The sequence below is a fragment of the Erwinia sp. 2186 genome (genome assembly GCF_057812255.1).
Map to the genome: position 1 here is coordinate 990,038 of NZ_CM173824.1, position 16,771 is coordinate 1,006,808.

At 58.3% G+C, this 16,771-nt stretch carries 12 protein-coding genes; 10 read left to right on the top strand and 2 right to left on the bottom strand.

Annotation, left to right across the window (positions count from 1 at the left end; genetic code table 11):
- Nucleotides 1–2: 2 nt before the first annotated feature.
- On the bottom strand, nucleotides 3–332 hold the full coding sequence (locus ACXKZG_RS04615) for a PTS lactose/cellobiose transporter subunit IIA (protein ID WP_013203625.1): 330 nt from the start codon (nucleotides 330–332) through the stop codon (nucleotides 3–5).
- Between the two features lie 188 nt (nucleotides 333–520).
- On the opposite strand from ACXKZG_RS04615, the gene ACXKZG_RS04620 reads away from it, so the two are divergent.
- The 5 genes from ACXKZG_RS04620 (at nucleotide 521) to ACXKZG_RS04640 (ending at nucleotide 4,941) form a co-directional block, all read left to right on the top strand.
- Entirely contained in the window at nucleotides 521–1,855 is a 1,335-nt protein-coding gene (locus ACXKZG_RS04620) for a PTS sugar transporter subunit IIC (RefSeq protein WP_346595732.1), read from the top strand.
- A 9-nt stretch (nucleotides 1,856–1,864) separates the two neighbouring features.
- Nucleotides 1,865–3,292 (top strand): glycoside hydrolase family 1 protein, encoded by a 1,428-nt coding sequence (locus ACXKZG_RS04625; RefSeq protein WP_488875776.1) that lies wholly within the window; start codon nucleotides 1,865–1,867, stop codon nucleotides 3,290–3,292.
- Between the two features lie 9 nt (nucleotides 3,293–3,301).
- Nucleotides 3,302–3,619, top strand: a complete 318-nt coding sequence (locus tag ACXKZG_RS04630) for a PTS sugar transporter subunit IIB (RefSeq protein ID WP_013203622.1) — start codon at nucleotides 3,302–3,304, stop codon at nucleotides 3,617–3,619.
- Nucleotides 3,620–3,706: 87 nt separating this feature from the next.
- Complete coding sequence (locus ACXKZG_RS04635; RefSeq protein WP_013203621.1) at nucleotides 3,707–4,480, top strand: FCD domain-containing protein; 774 nt, start codon at nucleotides 3,707–3,709, stop codon at nucleotides 4,478–4,480.
- On the top strand, nucleotides 4,477–4,941 hold the full coding sequence (locus tag ACXKZG_RS04640) for a GNAT family N-acetyltransferase (protein WP_488875777.1): 465 nt from the start codon (nucleotides 4,477–4,479) through the stop codon (nucleotides 4,939–4,941). Before ACXKZG_RS04635 ends, ACXKZG_RS04640 begins: the two co-directional genes overlap by 4 nt.
- On the opposite strand, the gene galR is transcribed toward ACXKZG_RS04640, so the two are convergent.
- Complete coding sequence (gene galR / locus ACXKZG_RS04645) at nucleotides 4,942–5,943, bottom strand: HTH-type transcriptional regulator GalR (RefSeq protein ID WP_013203619.1); 1,002 nt, start codon at nucleotides 5,941–5,943, stop codon at nucleotides 4,942–4,944. It lies immediately after the preceding gene.
- 209 nt (nucleotides 5,944–6,152) lie between these two features.
- Here galR and ACXKZG_RS04650 point away from each other — a divergent pair, with 209 nt between their 5' ends.
- The 5 genes from ACXKZG_RS04650 to ACXKZG_RS04670 all read left to right on the top strand — a co-directional run bounded on the left by ACXKZG_RS04650 (nucleotide 6,153) and on the right by ACXKZG_RS04670 (nucleotide 16,694).
- A complete protein-coding gene (locus ACXKZG_RS04650; protein ID WP_488875778.1) occupies nucleotides 6,153–8,432 on the top strand; it encodes a molybdopterin guanine dinucleotide-containing S/N-oxide reductase in 2,280 nt (759 codons plus the stop codon).
- A gap of 328 nt (nucleotides 8,433–8,760) precedes the next feature.
- Nucleotides 8,761–10,482 (top strand): penicillin-binding transpeptidase domain-containing protein, encoded by a 1,722-nt coding sequence (locus ACXKZG_RS04655; protein WP_013203616.1) that lies wholly within the window; start codon nucleotides 8,761–8,763, stop codon nucleotides 10,480–10,482.
- Nucleotides 10,483–11,022: 540 nt separating this feature from the next.
- Nucleotides 11,023–12,153 (top strand): efflux RND transporter periplasmic adaptor subunit, encoded by a 1,131-nt coding sequence (locus ACXKZG_RS04660; RefSeq protein ID WP_346567074.1) that lies wholly within the window; start codon nucleotides 11,023–11,025, stop codon nucleotides 12,151–12,153.
- Nucleotides 12,154–12,162: 9 nt separating this feature from the next.
- On the top strand, nucleotides 12,163–15,282 hold the full coding sequence (locus tag ACXKZG_RS04665; RefSeq protein WP_206403628.1) for an efflux RND transporter permease subunit: 3,120 nt from the start codon (nucleotides 12,163–12,165) through the stop codon (nucleotides 15,280–15,282).
- Nucleotides 15,282–16,694, top strand: coding sequence for an efflux transporter outer membrane subunit (locus ACXKZG_RS04670; protein ID WP_134822656.1), 1,413 nt, complete (start codon nucleotides 15,282–15,284; stop codon nucleotides 16,692–16,694). Before ACXKZG_RS04665 ends, ACXKZG_RS04670 begins: the two co-directional genes overlap by 1 nt.
- Nucleotides 16,695–16,771 lie beyond the last annotated feature (77 nt).

A 16,771-nucleotide genomic window follows, 5' to 3' on the forward strand; every position in this document is an offset into this window, starting at 1 on the left:
GTTCAGGCCTCGGTCAGACGCTCTCCACCCAGTAACTCCTTCCGCAGCAACACAATTTCCTCCGCCAGATCGCGGCACAGCATCGCATTCATCAGATGGTCCTGCGCATGGACCAGAATCAGCGTCACCGGCACTTTGCCGCAGCCTTCATCAGCGCCAATCAGCTGGGTCTGGATATGGTGCGCGCCTTTCGATGCTTCCAGCGACGCGGCCAGCGCCTCATCCGCCTGCTGCCACTGCTTCTTGCGGGCGAACTGAATCGCGCTCATCGCGTGAGACCGCGCCTCGCCTGCACTGATCAACAGCTCCATCATGGTTTGCTCAAAATCCATTCCTGCCTCCGGTATTGGTATGCCAAATAGTGAAAATACATCCTATCGGAATGCCAATATGCACTTCTGCGGGTTTTGTCACAGAAAATAAGTTCGGTTTCGCTATTTTTGGTATGCCACAAGAACGGACTTCCGCAGGGCGAAAAAATATCGGGACGCTTCACCACTTACTTCTGAGGGTATTACGCATGTCTCTACAGGATCGACTCATCGACTCTTTAGGCAGCTTCGCCACCAAATTCAACAGCTATCGCTACATCATGGCGATCAAGTCGTCGTTCATTACCCTGATGCCGGTCATCATCGTCGGCGCGTTCTCGGTGCTGATCTCCAATATGGTGCTGGACGGGAAAAACGGCCTCGCCAGCATTCAGGCACTGGGCTTTCTCGCCGAGCTGAAACCGATCACCACCAGCATCAACTACGCCACCCTGAGCTTTCTCAATATCGGCGCGGTGTTCCTGATCGGTATTGAGCTGGGAAAAATCAACGGCATAAAAACGCTGTTTCCCGGCCTGCTGGCGATCATCTGTTTTATCGCCGTGACGCCAACCACGCTCACCATGCTGGTCGACGGACAGATGCATCTGGTCACCGATGTGCTGGCGAAACAGTTCTCCGACACCAAAAGCCTGTTCCTCGGCATGTTTATCGCCATCCTCTCGGTGGAAATTTACTGCCGCCTGGAGAACGTCGAACGGCTGAAAATCAAAATGCCGGACACCGTGCCGCCTAACGTCGCCGCCTCGTTTTCGGCGCTAATCCCGGCCATCATCACCGTCTCGGTTATCGCCACCTTCGGCTTTATCTTCCATCGCTTCACCGGCATGTATCTCTACGATGCGGTGTACAAAGTGGTGCAGGAACCGCTGGAGTCGGTGGTACAGAGCCTGTGGGGCATTCTGCTGCTGATGTTTGTTGCTCAGCTGTTCTGGGTGATCGGCATTCACGGCAACCAGATGGTGAAACCGATCCGTGAGCCGCTGCTGCTGGGGGCGATTCTGGTCAACATGAACGCCTTTGAGCAGGGCAAAGAGGCGCCAAACATCATCACCATGCCGTTCTGGGATGTGTATATGAGCATCGGCGGTTCCGGGCTGACCATTGGCCTGCTCAGCGCGGTGATGCTGGCGACCAAACGCAAAGAGATGCGCGAAATTGCCAAGCTCTCCTTCGGTCCTGGCCTGTTCAATATCAATGAACCGGTGATTTTCGGCATGCCGATCATGCTGAATCCGATCCTCGCTATCCCGTTCATCATCACGCCGCTGATCACCGGTTCGATCGGCTACTTCGCCACGGTGATGGGCTTTGCCGGCAAAGCGGTGGTGATGGTGCCCTGGACCACGCCGCCCATCATCAATGCCTGGCTTTCCACCGCCGGATCGATGGGTGCGGTGGTGACACAAATCATCTGCATTCTGGTGTCCATTGTGATCTATGTGCCGTTTGTGAAAATTGCCGCGCGCCGTGCTGAAGCCGCGGAAGCGAAAGCCTTGCAACCTGAATTCGCGCAAAACTAAGGAGACGTAATGAGTAAGGTCACCATCAACATTCCTGACGATTTTATGCTGGGTGCGGCCGCATCAGCGTGGCAGACCGAAGGCTGGAGCGGGAAAAAAGAGGGGCAGGACTCCTGGCTGGATGCCTGGTACAAGAACGACCGGCACGTCTGGCACAACGGCTATGGTCCGGCGGTCGCCACCGACTTTATCAACCGCTACAAGGAAGACGTGGCGCTGATGAAGGCGGCGGGACTGACCCACTACCGCACCTCGATTAACTGGTCGCGCTTCCTTACCGATTACGAAAATGGCGTGGTGGATGAGGAGTACGCCCGCTATTACGACGCGCTGATTGCCGAGATGCAGGCGCAGGGCATTGAGCTGATGTTGTGCCTGGAACATTACGAACTGCCGGCGGTATTACTGGAGCAGTACGGCGGCTGGGGCTCAAAAAGGGTCGTTGAGCTCTATCTGCTGTATGCGGAAAAAGTCTTTGAACGCTATGCCGGCAAGGTCACCCGCTGGTTTACCTTTAACGAGCCGATTGTGGTGCAAACCCGCGTCTATCTCGATGCGCTACGCTGGCCGTATGAGCAAAACACCTCGAAGTGGATGCAGTGGAATCACCACAAAAACCTGGCCACCGCCAAAGTGGTCAAGCTGTACCGCGAGAAGGGCTATCCCGGCACGGTGGGCACCATCCTTAATCCGGAAGTGACCTATCCCCGTTCGTCTGCGCCGCACGATGTGAAGGCCGCAGCCATGTACGATCTGTTCTACAACCGCGTTTTCCTCGATCCGGCGATCAAAGGCGAGTACCCGGCGGAGCTGGTGGCGTTGCTGGCGAAACATCAGGTCAGCTGGGATGTCAGCGCGGAAGAGCTGCAGCTTATTGCCCAGTATCGGGTGGATGAGGTGGGTATCAACCTCTATTACCCGCATCGGGTGAAAGCACCATCGCGCGCCTGGCATCCCGAGACGCCGTTCCATCCCGCTTACTATTACGAGCATTTTGAACTGCCGGGCCGGCGGATGAACAAATCCCGCGGCTGGGAAATTCAGCCGACCATCATCTACGACATGGCGATGCGCATCAAAAACGACTACGGCAACATTCCGTGGTTTGTCGCCGAAAGCGGGATGGGCATCGAAGATGAAGCGCAATTCAAAAACGCGGAAGGGCAGATCCAGGATGACTATCGCATCGCCTTTATCGCCGAGCATCTCTACCAGACGCTGCGGGCGCGTGAAGATGGCGCTAACTGCCAGGGCTATATGCTGTGGGCCTTTACTGACAACGTCTCGCCCATGAACGCCTTTAAGAACCGCTACGGGCTGGTGGAAATCGAGCTGGAGAACGACCGCCAGCGCCGCCTGAAAAAATCAGCGCACTGGTATCGCCAGCGCCGTGACAGCCGACAGCTCACCCTTTCCCTTGATGATGAAATGAAATAAGGAATGACCATGAAACGTATCGTATTAGCCTGCGCCGCAGGCATGTCCACCTCGATGGTGGTGACGCGGATGGAAAAAGAAGCGGTTGCGCGCGGTCTGGAATACCAGATTTATGCCATTCCTGAGCAAAATCTGCGCGACGAGCTGCAAAATTATGGCCCGGACGTGGTGGCCGTGCTGCTGGGGCCGCAGGTTCGCTTCAAGCTGGAAGAGAACCGCAAGCTGACCGACAGCTATCACATTCCTATCGCGGTGATTGATACCCTGGCTTATGGCACGCTTAATGGAGCAAAAGTACTCGATCAGGCGCTGGCTTTGGTAAACTAGGCAGATTACCTTGCCGACCGCAGCAGGAGAGTGCTCAATAATGGAAAGCACGGTCGGCAGGATGTTTAACGAGCTAAGGGTGAATACGTGGAAAAGGGCGCGGCGGGTCAAGAGAAGAAGCAGTATCAGGAAATCGGACAGCATCTGCGCCAGCAAATTCTCGACGGTCATTATCCCGTTGGTTCACGACTTCCGCCGGAACGAAACATTGCCGAAACCTGGGGAGTCAGCCGCACCATCGTGCGCGAAGCGTTGTTGATGCTTGAGCTGGAAGGGACGGTGGATATCCGTCAAAGCTCCGGCGTGTACGTGATGCGCATTCCTTCTGAGATCAGCAACGAAGAGGAAGCGTTCTTCCGCAGCGACGTCGGCCCGTTTGAAATGCTGCAGGCGCGGCAACTTCTGGAAAGCAATATCGCCGCCTTTGCCGCCAAAATGGCCACCAAAGCGGACATAGAGAACCTGAAGCGCATCCTCGAGCAGGAGCAGAAGGCGATTGCGGTCAACGATGCCAGTCAGGACAACGACAAGATGTTTCACCTGCTGTTGGCGGGCGCGACGCAAAATCAAATGCTGCTGGATACCGTTACCAGCATCTGGCGACATCATGAGAACAACCCGCTTTGGCAGCAGTTGCGCAGCCATATCGAAACCCGCAGCTACCGCCTGAAATGGCTGGGCGATCACCAGACCATCCTTGCCGCGCTGCGCCGTCGCGATGTGATGGGCTCGTGGCAGGCGATGTGGCAGCACCTGGAAAACGTGAAAAAATCCCTGCTGGAACTGTCCGACGCGGATGCCCCTGATTTTGATGGCTATCTGTTTGAGTCGGTGCCGATTTTCCAGGGCAAGCTGGTATGAGCACGCTAAAAATTGTGCCGCTGGCGGAGGCGAAACAGCATATTGACACGGTCACCGACTGGTTATGGCAGGCCTTTGGCAGCGAAAACAGCCGGCCCTTCTTTGCCAGCATTCTGGCCAGCAGCCTGAGCGGCGCGGACCTGCCGATCACCTGGGTAGCGACAGACGGCGACCGGGTAGTGGGAACCGTAGGATTGTGGCGCTGTGACCTGATCAGCCGTCAGGATCTGTCTCCGTGGCTGGCCGCGTTATACGTGGACGAAAGCTATCGCGGGCGCGGACTGAGCGAGCAGTTACAGCAACGTGTGATGGCGGAAAGCCGCCTGCGCGGCGACGACAAGCTGTATCTGTATGCTGACTGCGCGGATTATTACGAGCGCTTTGGCTGGCAGTATATTGGCGATGCGCTGGATTATCCGGACCGGTCTGTCCGGCTTTACCAGCGATCGCTTGCCGGTTAATCAGTCCGGCGTGCCCACCGAATGACGGCGAACCAGCGTAGGGCTGAACAAATTGGTCACCTCTGGCAGCGGCTGATTATTGGCTAACGCCAGCGCCAGCGCGGCGGCCTGTTGCGCCATGGTGACAATCGGGTAACGCACCGTGGTCAGGCGCGGGCGAACATAGCGCGACACCAGCACGTCATCAAAACCAATCAACGACATCTCTTCCGGCACCCGCACGCCATTATCACTTAACACCGCCAGCGCGCCGGCGGCCATCGAATCGTTATAGCAGGCGACGGCGGTAAACTGCTTGCCGCGGCCCAGCAGCTCGGTCATCGCCTGTTCACCGCCCACTTCATCCGGCTCGCCCAGCGCCACCAGACGGTCGTTGCACGGCAGGTTATGTTCCTTCAGCGCATCGTAATACCCCTGCAGGCGATCTTCGGTATCGGAAATCGGGTGCGTCGAACAGATGTAGGCAATGTTCTGATGGCCTTGCTGGATCAGATGGCGGGTGGCCAGCCAGGATCCGTAGCGATCGTCCAGCGCAATACAGCGCTGCTCGTAGCCAGGCAGGGCGCGATTGATCAGCACCATGCCGGGGATCTGTTTCATCAGCGGGATCAGGTCGGCGTCGGGAATTTTTTTCGCGTGGACCACCAGCGCGCCGCAGCGGTGGCGGATCAATTGCTCGATGGCCTGACGCTCTTTTTGCTCATTATGGTAACCGTTACCAATCAGTAAAAAGTTGCCGGTCTCGTAAGCCACCTGCTCCACGGCTTTTACCAGCGCACCAAAGAACGGGTCGGAAACATCGCCCACCACCAGCCCCATGGTTTCGGTAGACTGCTGCGCCAGGGCGCGTGCGTTGGCGTTCGGGTGGTATTGCAGCTCATCCATTGCGCTGGTAACGGCCAGGCGTGACGCCTCACTCGCCTTCGGTGAGTTGTTAATAACGCGGGAAACCGTTGCAACGGAAACGCCCGCGAGCCTGGCAACATCCTTTATCGTAGCCATCGGTAAGAGCCTTCCAGGGTAAGCGTTTACATAGCTGTTCAGTGTTGCGGAAAATCCCTGTTACTTCAAGCACACAGAATGCCAGCGGTGTCGCAAAGCTGGATATTTCAGTCCATTCTGGCGATGAGATTGGCGTGTTTATATTCAGCTTTCCAAAAAAAGGCTATTCTGGCCTTCCAAAAAGAATTGTTTGCCTGCCGGATCGCCATATGACCATTAAGAGAGTGCCGCACCTCGCCCACTGGGGCGCCTTCACCGCCGTTGTCGAAGACGGGAAACTGCTGCGTTGTGAGCCGTTTTTCGCCGATCAAGATCCGTCGCCGATGCTCAACAGCATCCCGGAACTGGTCTATTCGGATAAGCGGATCAGGAAGCCGATGGTGCGCCGCTCGTGGTTAGCCCTGCGCGAAAAAAGTGACCGCACGCTGCGCGGTCGTGAGGACTTTGTTGAGGTGGACTGGGAGACCGCGCTGGATCTGGTGGCTGAAGAGAACCGCCGGGTGCGCGACCGCTACGGTCCCTCGGCGATTTTCAACGGCTCCTACGGCTGGTCGTCGGCGGGCCGTGTAAACCATGCCCGCACGCTGATCCGCCGCTTCTACTTTACCGGCGGCGGCGGCATCGATCAGTTGGGTAACTACAGCTGGGGCGCGGCACAGTTCTTCCTGCCGTATGTGATTGGCACCTATATGCCGCTGACCGGCCGGGTCACCGACTGGCCAAACGTGGTGGAACACTGCGAAATTTTCGTTGCCTTTGGCGGGCTGGCGCTGAAAAACAGCCAGGTTGCCTCGGGCGGGGCCGGCCAGCACAGCCTGAAGCCTGCGCTGCTGGAGCTGGCGGCCAAAGGCACCACCGTAATCAATATCAGCCCGATGCGTGATGACTGCCCGGAGTTTGTTAACGCCGAGTGGATCCCGATCCGGCCGAACACCGACGTCGCGCTGATGCTGGCGTTAGGCTTTGAAGTGGAACGGCTGAACGCGGTGGATACCGCCTTCCTCAGCTCCCATTGCGTGGGCTATCCGCAGCTGCGCAGCTATCTGCTGGGCGAAACCGACGGCATGCCAAAAACGCCGCAGTGGGCCAGCGACATCACCGGCATTCCGGCGCAGCGCATTGAGCAACTGGCGAAGCAGCTGATTGGCAAACGCAGCTTTATTACCTGTTCCTATTCCGTTCAGCGCGCGCACCGTGGCGAACAGCCTTACTGGATGATGATTGCGCTGTCGTCGATGCTCGGCCAACCGGGCCTGCCGGGCGCGGGCTTCTCCTTCGGCCATGGATCGATGAACAGCGTGGGTAACCCGCGTGTGGAAGGGCCGGCACCGATGATGTCGACCGGCGTCAATCCGATTGCCGATCTGGCGATCCCGGTGGCGCGCATCAGCGATATGCTGCTGAATCCCGGTGAGCCGTACCACTTCCAGGGACAGATGCACACCTATCCGGAGATCCGTCTGATCCATTGGGCAGGCGGCAATCCGTTCCACCATCATCAGCAGATTAACCGGCTGGTGGAAGGCTGGCAGCGGCCGGATACGGTGATCGTGCAGGACATTGTCTGGACGCCTGCAGCGAAGATGGCCGATATCGTCTTGCCGGTGACCACCACCCTGGAACGTAACGATATTGGCGGCTCGTCCCGTGACCGCTTCGTGCTGGCAATGCATCAGGCGATTAAGCCGCAGCATCAGGCGCGTAACGACTTCGATATTTTCGCTGACCTGGCGGATCGCCTCGGCTACCGTGAAACCTTCACTGAAAACCGCAATGAGGCGCAGTGGATCGAACATCTGTATCAGCAGTGCGCGGTGGCTCACCAGCGTAAGGGCATTGACTGGCCGGATTTCGACACCTTCTGGAAAGAAGGGCATGTGGAAGTGCCGCAGGGCGGCAAGCCGTTCGTGTTTATGGAGGATTTTCGCCAGGATCCGCTTGCCCATCCGATCAAAACCGCCAGTGGCAAAATTGAGCTGTTCAGCGAAACCATCGCCGGCTATCAGCTGCCGGACTTTGCGCCGCATCCGGAATGGCAACCGCCACGAGAGTGGTTGGGGGCCGAGGTCAGCCAGCGCTTCCCGCTGCATATGATCTCGATTCAGCCGAGCGACCGTCTGCACAGCCAGATGGACGCCACGCCGTCGGTGCAGGCCAATAAAACCGCCGGGCATGAAACGCTGTGGATGCACCCGGACGATGCTGCCGCGCGCGGCATTGCCGATGGCGATGTGATTGACGTCAGTAACGATCGCGGGCGGATGCTGGCGGGCGTCAGGCTGTCGGATGGCATCAGCCCAAGCGTGGTACTGATTGCTACCGGTGCCTGGTTCGACCCCGGGTTCGGTAAAGCCTGGCAACCGTACGATCGCGCCGGCAACCCGAACGTGCTGACGCTGGATATCGGCACCTCGTCATTAACGCAGGGGCCGAACGCCATGAGCTGCCTGGTGGAGATCAAAAAGGCGAAAGATTGCAAAACTGCCTAAGAATCACATAGCTGGTTACAGTTTGCGGAGAACTGTTGCGAATGCTGGCTGGCGAGTGACGCGGCCAGATTGCTACAGTCTAGGTCCCAGAGGTATTGATGGGTGAACATCAAAAAGTTTTTATGCTTTGTTTCACCGACCTGCGCAGATGCGCAGGTTTTTTTTGCCTGTAAAACAGGGTTGGCTGGATAACCTGTTGAAAATGCGCAAAAAGCCCTGAAGCCCGCAACAGTTCACTCACGAACTGAAACACAGTTTCCCTGTCATCTCCCCGGCATTTTTTGTATAACTCCCAGTCAGTTATCCTGTCCTCATCAGTAGAAGATCCATGTCGCGCTTAAAGAAGATACTGGCAAAAGACCAGGCAAAATCACCGTTTCATCCTGTCCGTTTCCGTCTGATCTGCCTCGGGGTGTTCGGCTGTCTGGTTTTGCTGCTGATATGGGTCGGAAATTTACAGCTGTTAAACCATCCGATGCTGGAAAAGCAGGCGGATGAGCGTTCGCTGCGTACCGTCACGCTGCCCACCAACCGGGGAACGCTGCTGGACCGCAATGGCGAGGCGCTGGCGCTGAGCGTGCCGTCGCGCGATATCATTGCCGATCCGCAACGCGTGCTGGAAGCCCATCCGGATTTCACCAGCGACAAGTGGGAGTATCTGGCCCACGCGCTGGATCAACGTCCTGAGCAGATTGCCGCGCAAATCAACGCCAACCCGAAACGCCGCTTCCTCTATCTGGGACGCAAAATCGAGCTGGGCATCGCCAAAGATATTGCCACGCTGCACCTCGCCGGGATCAGTACCGTTTATGACGACAGCCGCTTCTATCCGATGAGCGATGCCACCGGGCCGCTGCTCGGCATTGTCGGCGCGGATAACACCGGGCTGACCGGGTTAGAAAAGGGCTTTGATAAGGTGTTGCAGGGCACCGCCGGGGTGGAAAAATACCGCCAGGATGCGCACGGCAATATCGTGGCGATGATCAATTATGAACCGCCGCGTCAGCCACCGACCGTGCAGCTCAGCATCGATAAATTCGATCAGTACACCATGTACACCAAACTGCGTGACGGCGTGTTGCTGAACAAGGCCGATTCCGGTGCCGCGGTGCTGATCAAAATCGATACCGGCGAAATTCTCGGCATGGCGTCTTACCCGTCGTTTAACCCGAATAACTTCGTCAATGTTTCCGCCAACCAGATGCGCAACACCGCGATAAACGACAGCTACGAGCCGGGTTCCACGGTGAAGCCGCTGGTGGTGATGGAAGGGCTGATCCGCAAACTGGTTCGCCCGGATTCGGTGCTGGATACCACGCCATACCGGGTTAACGGCCACCTGATCCGCGACGTTGGCCACTGGCCGCGCCTGACCATGACCGGCATCCTGCAGAAATCGAGCGATATCGGCGTGTCGCATATTGCGCTGGCGATGCCTGCCGAAGTGCTGGTCAACACCTTCAGCTCGTTCGGGCTGGGGAAACCGACCGGCCTCGGGCTGACCGGTGAGAGCGTCGGCTACTTCCCGCTGCACCGTGAGCGCTGGGCGGATATCGAACGTGCCACCTTCTCGTTTGGCTATGGCCTGCGCGTCACGCCGCTGCAGATTGCCCGTGAATACGCCACGCTCGGTTCCTTCGGCATTTATCGCCCGCTGTCGATCACCAAGGTGACGCCGCCGGTGATCGGCAACCGCGTGGCGGATGAAGAGACCGTGCGTTCGGTGGTGCATATGATGGAGAGCGATGCGCTGCCGGGCGGAAGCGGGGTGCGTGCGGCGGTGCCGGGCTATCGTCTGGCGATTAAAACCGGTACGGCAGAGAAGATGGGCGACAGCGGAAAATATGACGGCGGCTATATCAACTACACCGCCGGCGTCGCGCCCGCCAGTAATCCGCAGGTGGCGCTGGTGATTATGATTAACCACCCAACCGCAGGCGATCACTTCGGTGGCTCGGTTGCCGCGCCGGTGTTCGGTAACATCATTGGCCCGGTCCTGAAGCATATGAACGTGGCGCCGGACGCGTTGTACTCCACCCACAGCGATTAATCCTTTCAGGGGATGCAGGGCAGCACTCTGCCTTGCATCCCGCACGCTCCCTCAACAGTGTTAACCCTCACAACCCTCACAACCCTCTCAACCCTCACAACAGCCTAACTGCCTCAACACGCTGATACCTTCTCTCATGCCCCGATGTTCAGCCGGATAGCGCACAAAAACCGGGCGATTTGCCGAACTTGCTCACATCTCTTAACCGACTCTTTGCACTCCCTAAACAGCCATTGCCGTGCCCGCACGGTAAGGTAAGCCATCACGATCCGACACCGCATTCCGTCGGCGCGTGCCAGCCCCCTCACTGTTGGTAGCGCTGAAAGGGGCGCATTCAGTCCCAAAAAAAAGCACATAAGGAATCGTTTGCGCGCCCGTCAGCACGGGATTAAGCACGGAAAGCTTATCGGAAGCGTTTTGATAAATAACTTAGCGGAAACTTAACACTTCTCACCGGGTGACCTCCCTATAATTGCCCTCTTTTGTGAGAATAATCACTCTCATTATTATTTCCATTTCCTTTCACCTTGAGAATTCACCATGCGCTTAAAGATCCTCTCAGCCAGCCTGATTTTCGTGCTGGCGGCCTGCGACCAGAATGCCTCGCCCGGTGCGGCCAGCAATACGCCGACGCCGGTTGGCGTCACCACGCTGAAAAGCGAGCCGGTGACGCTGTTCACCCAGCTGCCGGGACGGACCACTGCCGTGCGGACGGCCGAAGTTCGTCCGCAAGTCAGCGGTATCATCCTTAAACGTCTGTATACCGAAGGCGCGGAAGTGAAAGCCGGGCAGCCGCTGTATCAGATAGATCCGGCCACTTATCAGGCGGCGTATGACAAAGCGCAGGCGACCTTAACCAATGCCAGCAAGCTGGCGCAGCGCTATAAACCGCTGGCGGCGGCGCATGCCATCAGCGGCCAGAGCTATGACGATGCGGTCGCTGCCGCGCGTGAAGCGCAGGCAGATCTGGAAACGGCGCGGGTGAATCTCAATTACACCGAGGTACGCGCGCCGATTAGCGGGCATATCGGCCGCTCGCTGTCGACGGAAGGCGCACTGGTGACCAACGGCCAAACCAGTTACCTGACCACCATTCAGCAACTGGACCCGATCTATGTCGATGTCAGTGAATCCTCGCAGGATCTGCTGCGTCAGCGCCGGGCGCTGGCCGACGGCAAGCTAAAGCAGGTTGGCGAGAATGCGGCAGCGGTGAAGCTGACTCTGGAAGACGGCTCGACCTATGCCGGGCAGGGCAAGCTGGAGTTCTCGGAAGTGACGGTGGATGAGGGAACCGGCAGCGTGACCATGCGCGCGTCATTCCCGAACCCGAAAAGGGTGCTGCTGCCGGGCATGTATGTCCACGCCAGCTTCCCGCAGGGCGTGGCCGATAGCGGCATCCTGGCACCGCAGCCGGCGATCATGCATGACACCAAGGGCAATCCTTACGTCTTTGTGGTCAACGCGGATAACACCGTGGCGCAGCAAACCATTACCACCGGCGAGATGATCAACGGCAAATGGCTGGTGACGTCCGGGCTGAAAGCGGGCGACCGGGTGATCGTCGATGGCTTACAGAACGTCCGCTCCGGCGCGAAGGTCAATGCCAGCGAAAGTCAGGACAAAGCCGCGCCTCAGGCCAATCTGTCCATCACCGATCCTTCAGCGCAGTAAGGAAATCTGATGTCTAAATTCTTCATTGAACGCCCCATCTTTGCCTGGGTGGTGGCGATCATTGTGATGCTGGTCGGTGGATTATCCATCCTCAAGCTGCCAATTAACCAGTATCCCAATATTGCGCCACCGGCGATCTCGGTGCAGGTCACCTATCCTGGCGCCAGCGCCGAAACCGCGCAGAACACCGTGGTGCAGGTTATCGAACAGCAGCTGAGCGGCATCGATAACATGCGCTATATCGAGTCGCAGAGTAACAGCGACGGCAGCGCCACCATCATCGTCACCTTCGATCAGGGCACCGATCCGGATATCGCCCAGGTACAGGTGCAGAACAAGGTATCGCTGGCGGAATCTCAGCTGCCGACCGAAGTGACCCAGCAAGGGATCAACGTACGTAAGTACCAGGCCAACTTTATGTTGGTGGTCAGCCTGATCTCGACTAACGGCAAGATGAGCAACGGCGACCTGGCCGACCTGTTGGTGTCAAAGCTGGAAGATCCGATCTCCCGTACCAAAGGCGTGGGTGACTTTATGGTGATGGGCTCGGAATACGGCATGCGTATCTGGGTCGACCCGGCCAAACTGTATAAGTATCAGCTGATCCCCAGCGATGTTTCTACCGCCATCACCCAGCAGAACGTGCAGATTTCCAGCGGTAAGCTGGCGGGCCTGCCGACCATTCCGGGGGCGAAATTCAGCGCCACCATCATCGGTAAAACCCGTCTGCAGTCGGTGAAAGAGTTCGAAAACATCCTGCTGAAGGTCAATCCGGACGGCTCTCAGGTGCGCCTGCGTGACGTGGCGAAAGTCGATTTGGGGCCACAGGATTACAGCATTTCCGCGACCTATAACGGCAAACCGTCTGCGGGTATGGCGCTGCGTCTGGCCAGTGGTGCCAACGTGCTGGATGCGATTAACGCGGTGCGCGCCACCGTTGACGGCATCAAAGGTTCGCTGCCGGACGGCGTGCAGGTGACCTTCCCGTACGACACCTCGCCGGTGGTCAGCTCGTCGATTGAAGAAGTGGTAAAAACGCTGTTCGAAGCCATCGCGCTGGTGTTTGTGGTGATGCTGGTGTTCCTGCAAAACCTGCGCGCCACGCTGATCACTACCATGGTGGTGCCGGTGGTGCTGCTCGGGACCTTCGGCATCCTGTCGGCCTGTGGCTACACCATCAACACCCTGACGATGTTCGGCATGGTGCTGGCCATCGGGCTGCTGGTGGACGATGCGATCGTGGTGGTGGAAAACGTCGAGCGCGTGATGCACGACGAAGGGCTGGATCCCAAAGCCGCCACGCTGAAATCGATGGAGCAGATCCAGGGCGCGCTGTTTGGTATCGCGCTGGTGCTGTCGGCCGTGCTGCTGCCGATGGCCTTCTTTAGCGGATCGACCGGGGTTATTTACCGCCAGTTCTCGATCACCATCGTCTCGGCGATGGCCCTGTCGGTGCTGATGGCGCTGATCTTCACCCCGGCCTTGTGCGCCACCATCCTGAAACCAGGATCGGCCGATCACAAAACCACAGGGCTGGCGGGCTGGTTTAACCGCAAGTTTGACAGCGGCACGCTGCACTACAGCAACAGCGTCGGCCATGTGATCGCCAAGCGTAACCTGTTCCTGGTGATCTATCTGCTGCTGGTGGTGGCCACCGGCTATCTGTTCACCCGCGTGCCGACCTCATTCCTGCCGGATGAAGATCAGGGCGTGATGATGATGCAGACCACGCTGCCCGCCAACGCCTCCAGCGAACGGACGCAGCAGGTGCTGGATGATATTCAGTCCTGGCTGCTGAAGAACGAGCCGGAAGTCAGCTCGGTGTTCTCGCCGAACGGCTTCAGCTTCTCCGGGCGTGGGGAAAACACCGCGATGTCCTTTGTGCTGCTGAAGCCCTGGGCGCAGCGTAACAGCGACCAGACCGTGCAGAAGCTGGCGCAGCGCACCATGGCGCACTTCGGCTCGCTGCAGGACGCCAAAGTCTTTGCTCTGGTGCCGCCTGCGGTCATGGAACTGGGCAATGCCACCGGCTTTGACTTCTTCCTGCAGGATACCGACAACAAAGGCCACGAAGCGCTGATGGCCGCCCGTAATCAGTTCCTCGGCATGGCCGCGCAGGACAAGCGCCTGATGGCGACCCGTCCTAACGGCATGGAAGATGAGCCGCAATACCATCTGATCATTGATGACGAGCGGGCGAGGGCGCTGGGCCTGAGTCTGGAAGACATCAACGACACGCTCTCCACCGCGTGGGGGTCAACCTACGTGAACCAGTTTATCTATCACGGCCGCGTGAAGAAGGTCTATCTGCAGGGCAACGCCGGTTCGCGCGTGACGCCTGAAGATTTGAACAAGTGGTACTTCCGCAATACCAGCGGCGAAATGGTGCCGTTCTCGGCCTTTGGCAGCGGCAAGTGGGAATACGGTTCGCCGCGTTACGAGCGCTTTAACGGCATCTCGGCGGTAGAAATCATGGGCTCACCGGCTGCGGGCTACAGCTCGGGCGATGCCACCAAAGCCGTGGAAGAGATTGCCGCCAAACTGCCGGCGGGCTTCAAGGTGCAGTGGCATGGCCTGTCGTATGAAGAGCAGAGTTCCGGCTCGCAGACCCCGGCGCTGTATACCCTCTCAATCCTGGTGGTATTCCTCTGCCTGGCGGCGCTGTACGAGAGCTGGTCGATCCCGTTCTCGGTGATCCTGGTGGTGCCACTGGGCGTGCTCGGCACCATTCTGGCGGTGCTGATGCGCGGGCTGGAGAACGACGTGTTCTTCCAGGTGGGGCTGCTGACCACCGTCGGGCTGGCGGCGAAAAACGCCATTCTGATTGTCGAGTTTGCCAAAGAGCTGCATGAGAAAGAGGGCAAAGGGCTGGTGGAAGCGGCGATGGAAGCGGCCAAACTGCGTATCCGCCCGATCATCATGACCTCGATGGCCTTTGTGCTTGGCGTACTGCCCCTGACTATCTCCAGCGGCGCGGGCGCAGGGAGCCAGCACTCCATCGGCACCGCCGTGGTCGGCGGGATGATCACCGCCACCTTCCTCGCCATCTTCTTCGTGCCGATGTTTTACGTCGTCGTGGCGCAACGCTTCTCAGGTAAGAAAAAAACGCATATTGAGGTGAAGAAATAATGCTACGCAAGACGTTAACCCTGGCCGCGCTGCCGATGGCGATGATGCTGGTGCTCAGCGGCTGTACTATGGAGCCGACGTACCAGCGCCCGGCGCTGCCGGTGGCGGCAGATTATGGCCAGCAGGGCAAGGATCGGGCCGGAAACGGCGCGGATATCAGCTGGCAGAACTTCTTCACCGATCCGGTGATGAACAAGCTGATTGCGCTGTCGCTGGAAAATAACCGCGACCTGCGCGTTGCCGCGCTGAATGTCGACGTGGCCCGTTCGCAGGTGCAGATTGACCGGGCCGCATTGCTGCCCTCGGTGGATCTGAGCGCGTCGCAGACCGCCGCGCATCTTCCGGGTAATCTGTATAACACCGCCTCAACCGGCCCGGTGACCTACCATGAGTTGAATACCAGCCTGGGCGTTACCGCCTGGGAGCTGGATTTCTTTGGCCGCCTGCGCAGCCTGCGTGACCAGGCGCTGGAAAGCTACCTGGCCACCGCTGCCACCCAGCGCGCTACGCAGATCAGCCTGATCTCCGAAGTGGCGTCTGGCTATCTGTCGCTGTGTGCGGATAACGAGCTGCTGAAGCTGGCGATGGACACGGTGAAAAGCCAGCAGGATTCGTACAACCTGACCAAACGCAGCGTCGATGGCGGCGTCAGCAGCGAGCAGGATCTGGTGCAGGCGGAAACCTCGGTGCGCACCGCTCAGGCGGACGTTGCGTCTTATACCCGTCAGGTACGTCAGGACGTCAACGCGCTGGCGCTGCTGGTCGGCACCAATCTGCCGTCCGACATGCTGGCCAATGCCCGCCTGAACAAAAACTGGCACTTCCCGGCGACGCCATCCGGTCTGCCTTCGGATCTGTTGACCCGTCGTCCGGATATCATCGCGGCGGAGCATGAGCTGAAAGCGGCGAATGCCAATATCGGCGCGGCGCGTGCGGCGTTCTTCCCGAGCATCAGCCTGACGGCTTCCGGCGGATCGACCTCCAGCAGTCTGGGACATCTGCTGGAAGGCGGCACGGCGGCCTGGTCCTTTGGGCCGAGCATCAACCTGCCGATCTTCGACGGCGGCGTGAATTCGGCTAACCTCGATATCGCGCATTTACAGAAGCGAATTGAAATTGCCGACTACGAAAAATCGATCCAGACGGCATTCAAGGAGGTGGGCGATGCGCTGGCCGGACAGGACACCTACAAAGATGAACTGACGGCCAGAGAGCAGGATGAGCAGGCGAATCAACGTAACTATGATTTCGCCCATATCCGCTATCAGCAGGGGGTGGATAACTACCTCAACGTGCTGGTGGCGCAGCGTTCACTGTATGCGGCGCAGCAATCGCTGATAACCACTCAGTTAGGACGGTTGAACCAGCAAATAACACTGTATAAGGCGCTCGGCGGTGGTTGGAAATCATGATTTCCTTGATTTCCTTACGAAATCCTTACGCTCTGAGGATGGAATTTAATCACCCCCCTCGCTCATAATAGCGTCAG

Excerpts from the sequence above, each read along its gene's own strand:
- ACXKZG_RS04615 (WP_013203625.1), bottom strand. The coding sequence starts at position 332 with ATGGATTTTGAGCAAACCATGATGGAGCTGTTGATCAGTGCAGGCGAG.
- ACXKZG_RS04655 (WP_013203616.1), top strand. The coding sequence starts at position 8,761 with ATGTCGCGCTTAAAGAAGATACTGGCAAAAGACCAGGCAAAATCACCG.
- galR (WP_013203619.1), bottom strand. The coding sequence starts at position 5,943 with ATGGCTACGATAAAGGATGTTGCCAGGCTCGCGGGCGTTTCCGTTGCA.
- ACXKZG_RS04650 (WP_488875778.1), top strand. The coding sequence starts at position 6,153 with ATGACCATTAAGAGAGTGCCGCACCTCGCCCACTGGGGCGCCTTCACC.
- ACXKZG_RS04640 (WP_488875777.1), top strand. The coding sequence starts at position 4,477 with ATGAGCACGCTAAAAATTGTGCCGCTGGCGGAGGCGAAACAGCATATT.
- ACXKZG_RS04670 (WP_134822656.1), top strand. The coding sequence starts at position 15,282 with ATGCTACGCAAGACGTTAACCCTGGCCGCGCTGCCGATGGCGATGATG.
- ACXKZG_RS04665 (WP_206403628.1), top strand. The coding sequence starts at position 12,163 with ATGTCTAAATTCTTCATTGAACGCCCCATCTTTGCCTGGGTGGTGGCG.
- ACXKZG_RS04625 (WP_488875776.1), top strand. The coding sequence starts at position 1,865 with ATGAGTAAGGTCACCATCAACATTCCTGACGATTTTATGCTGGGTGCG.
- ACXKZG_RS04660 (WP_346567074.1), top strand. The coding sequence starts at position 11,023 with ATGCGCTTAAAGATCCTCTCAGCCAGCCTGATTTTCGTGCTGGCGGCC.
- ACXKZG_RS04620 (WP_346595732.1), top strand. The coding sequence starts at position 521 with ATGTCTCTACAGGATCGACTCATCGACTCTTTAGGCAGCTTCGCCACC.
- ACXKZG_RS04630 (WP_013203622.1), top strand. The coding sequence starts at position 3,302 with ATGAAACGTATCGTATTAGCCTGCGCCGCAGGCATGTCCACCTCGATG.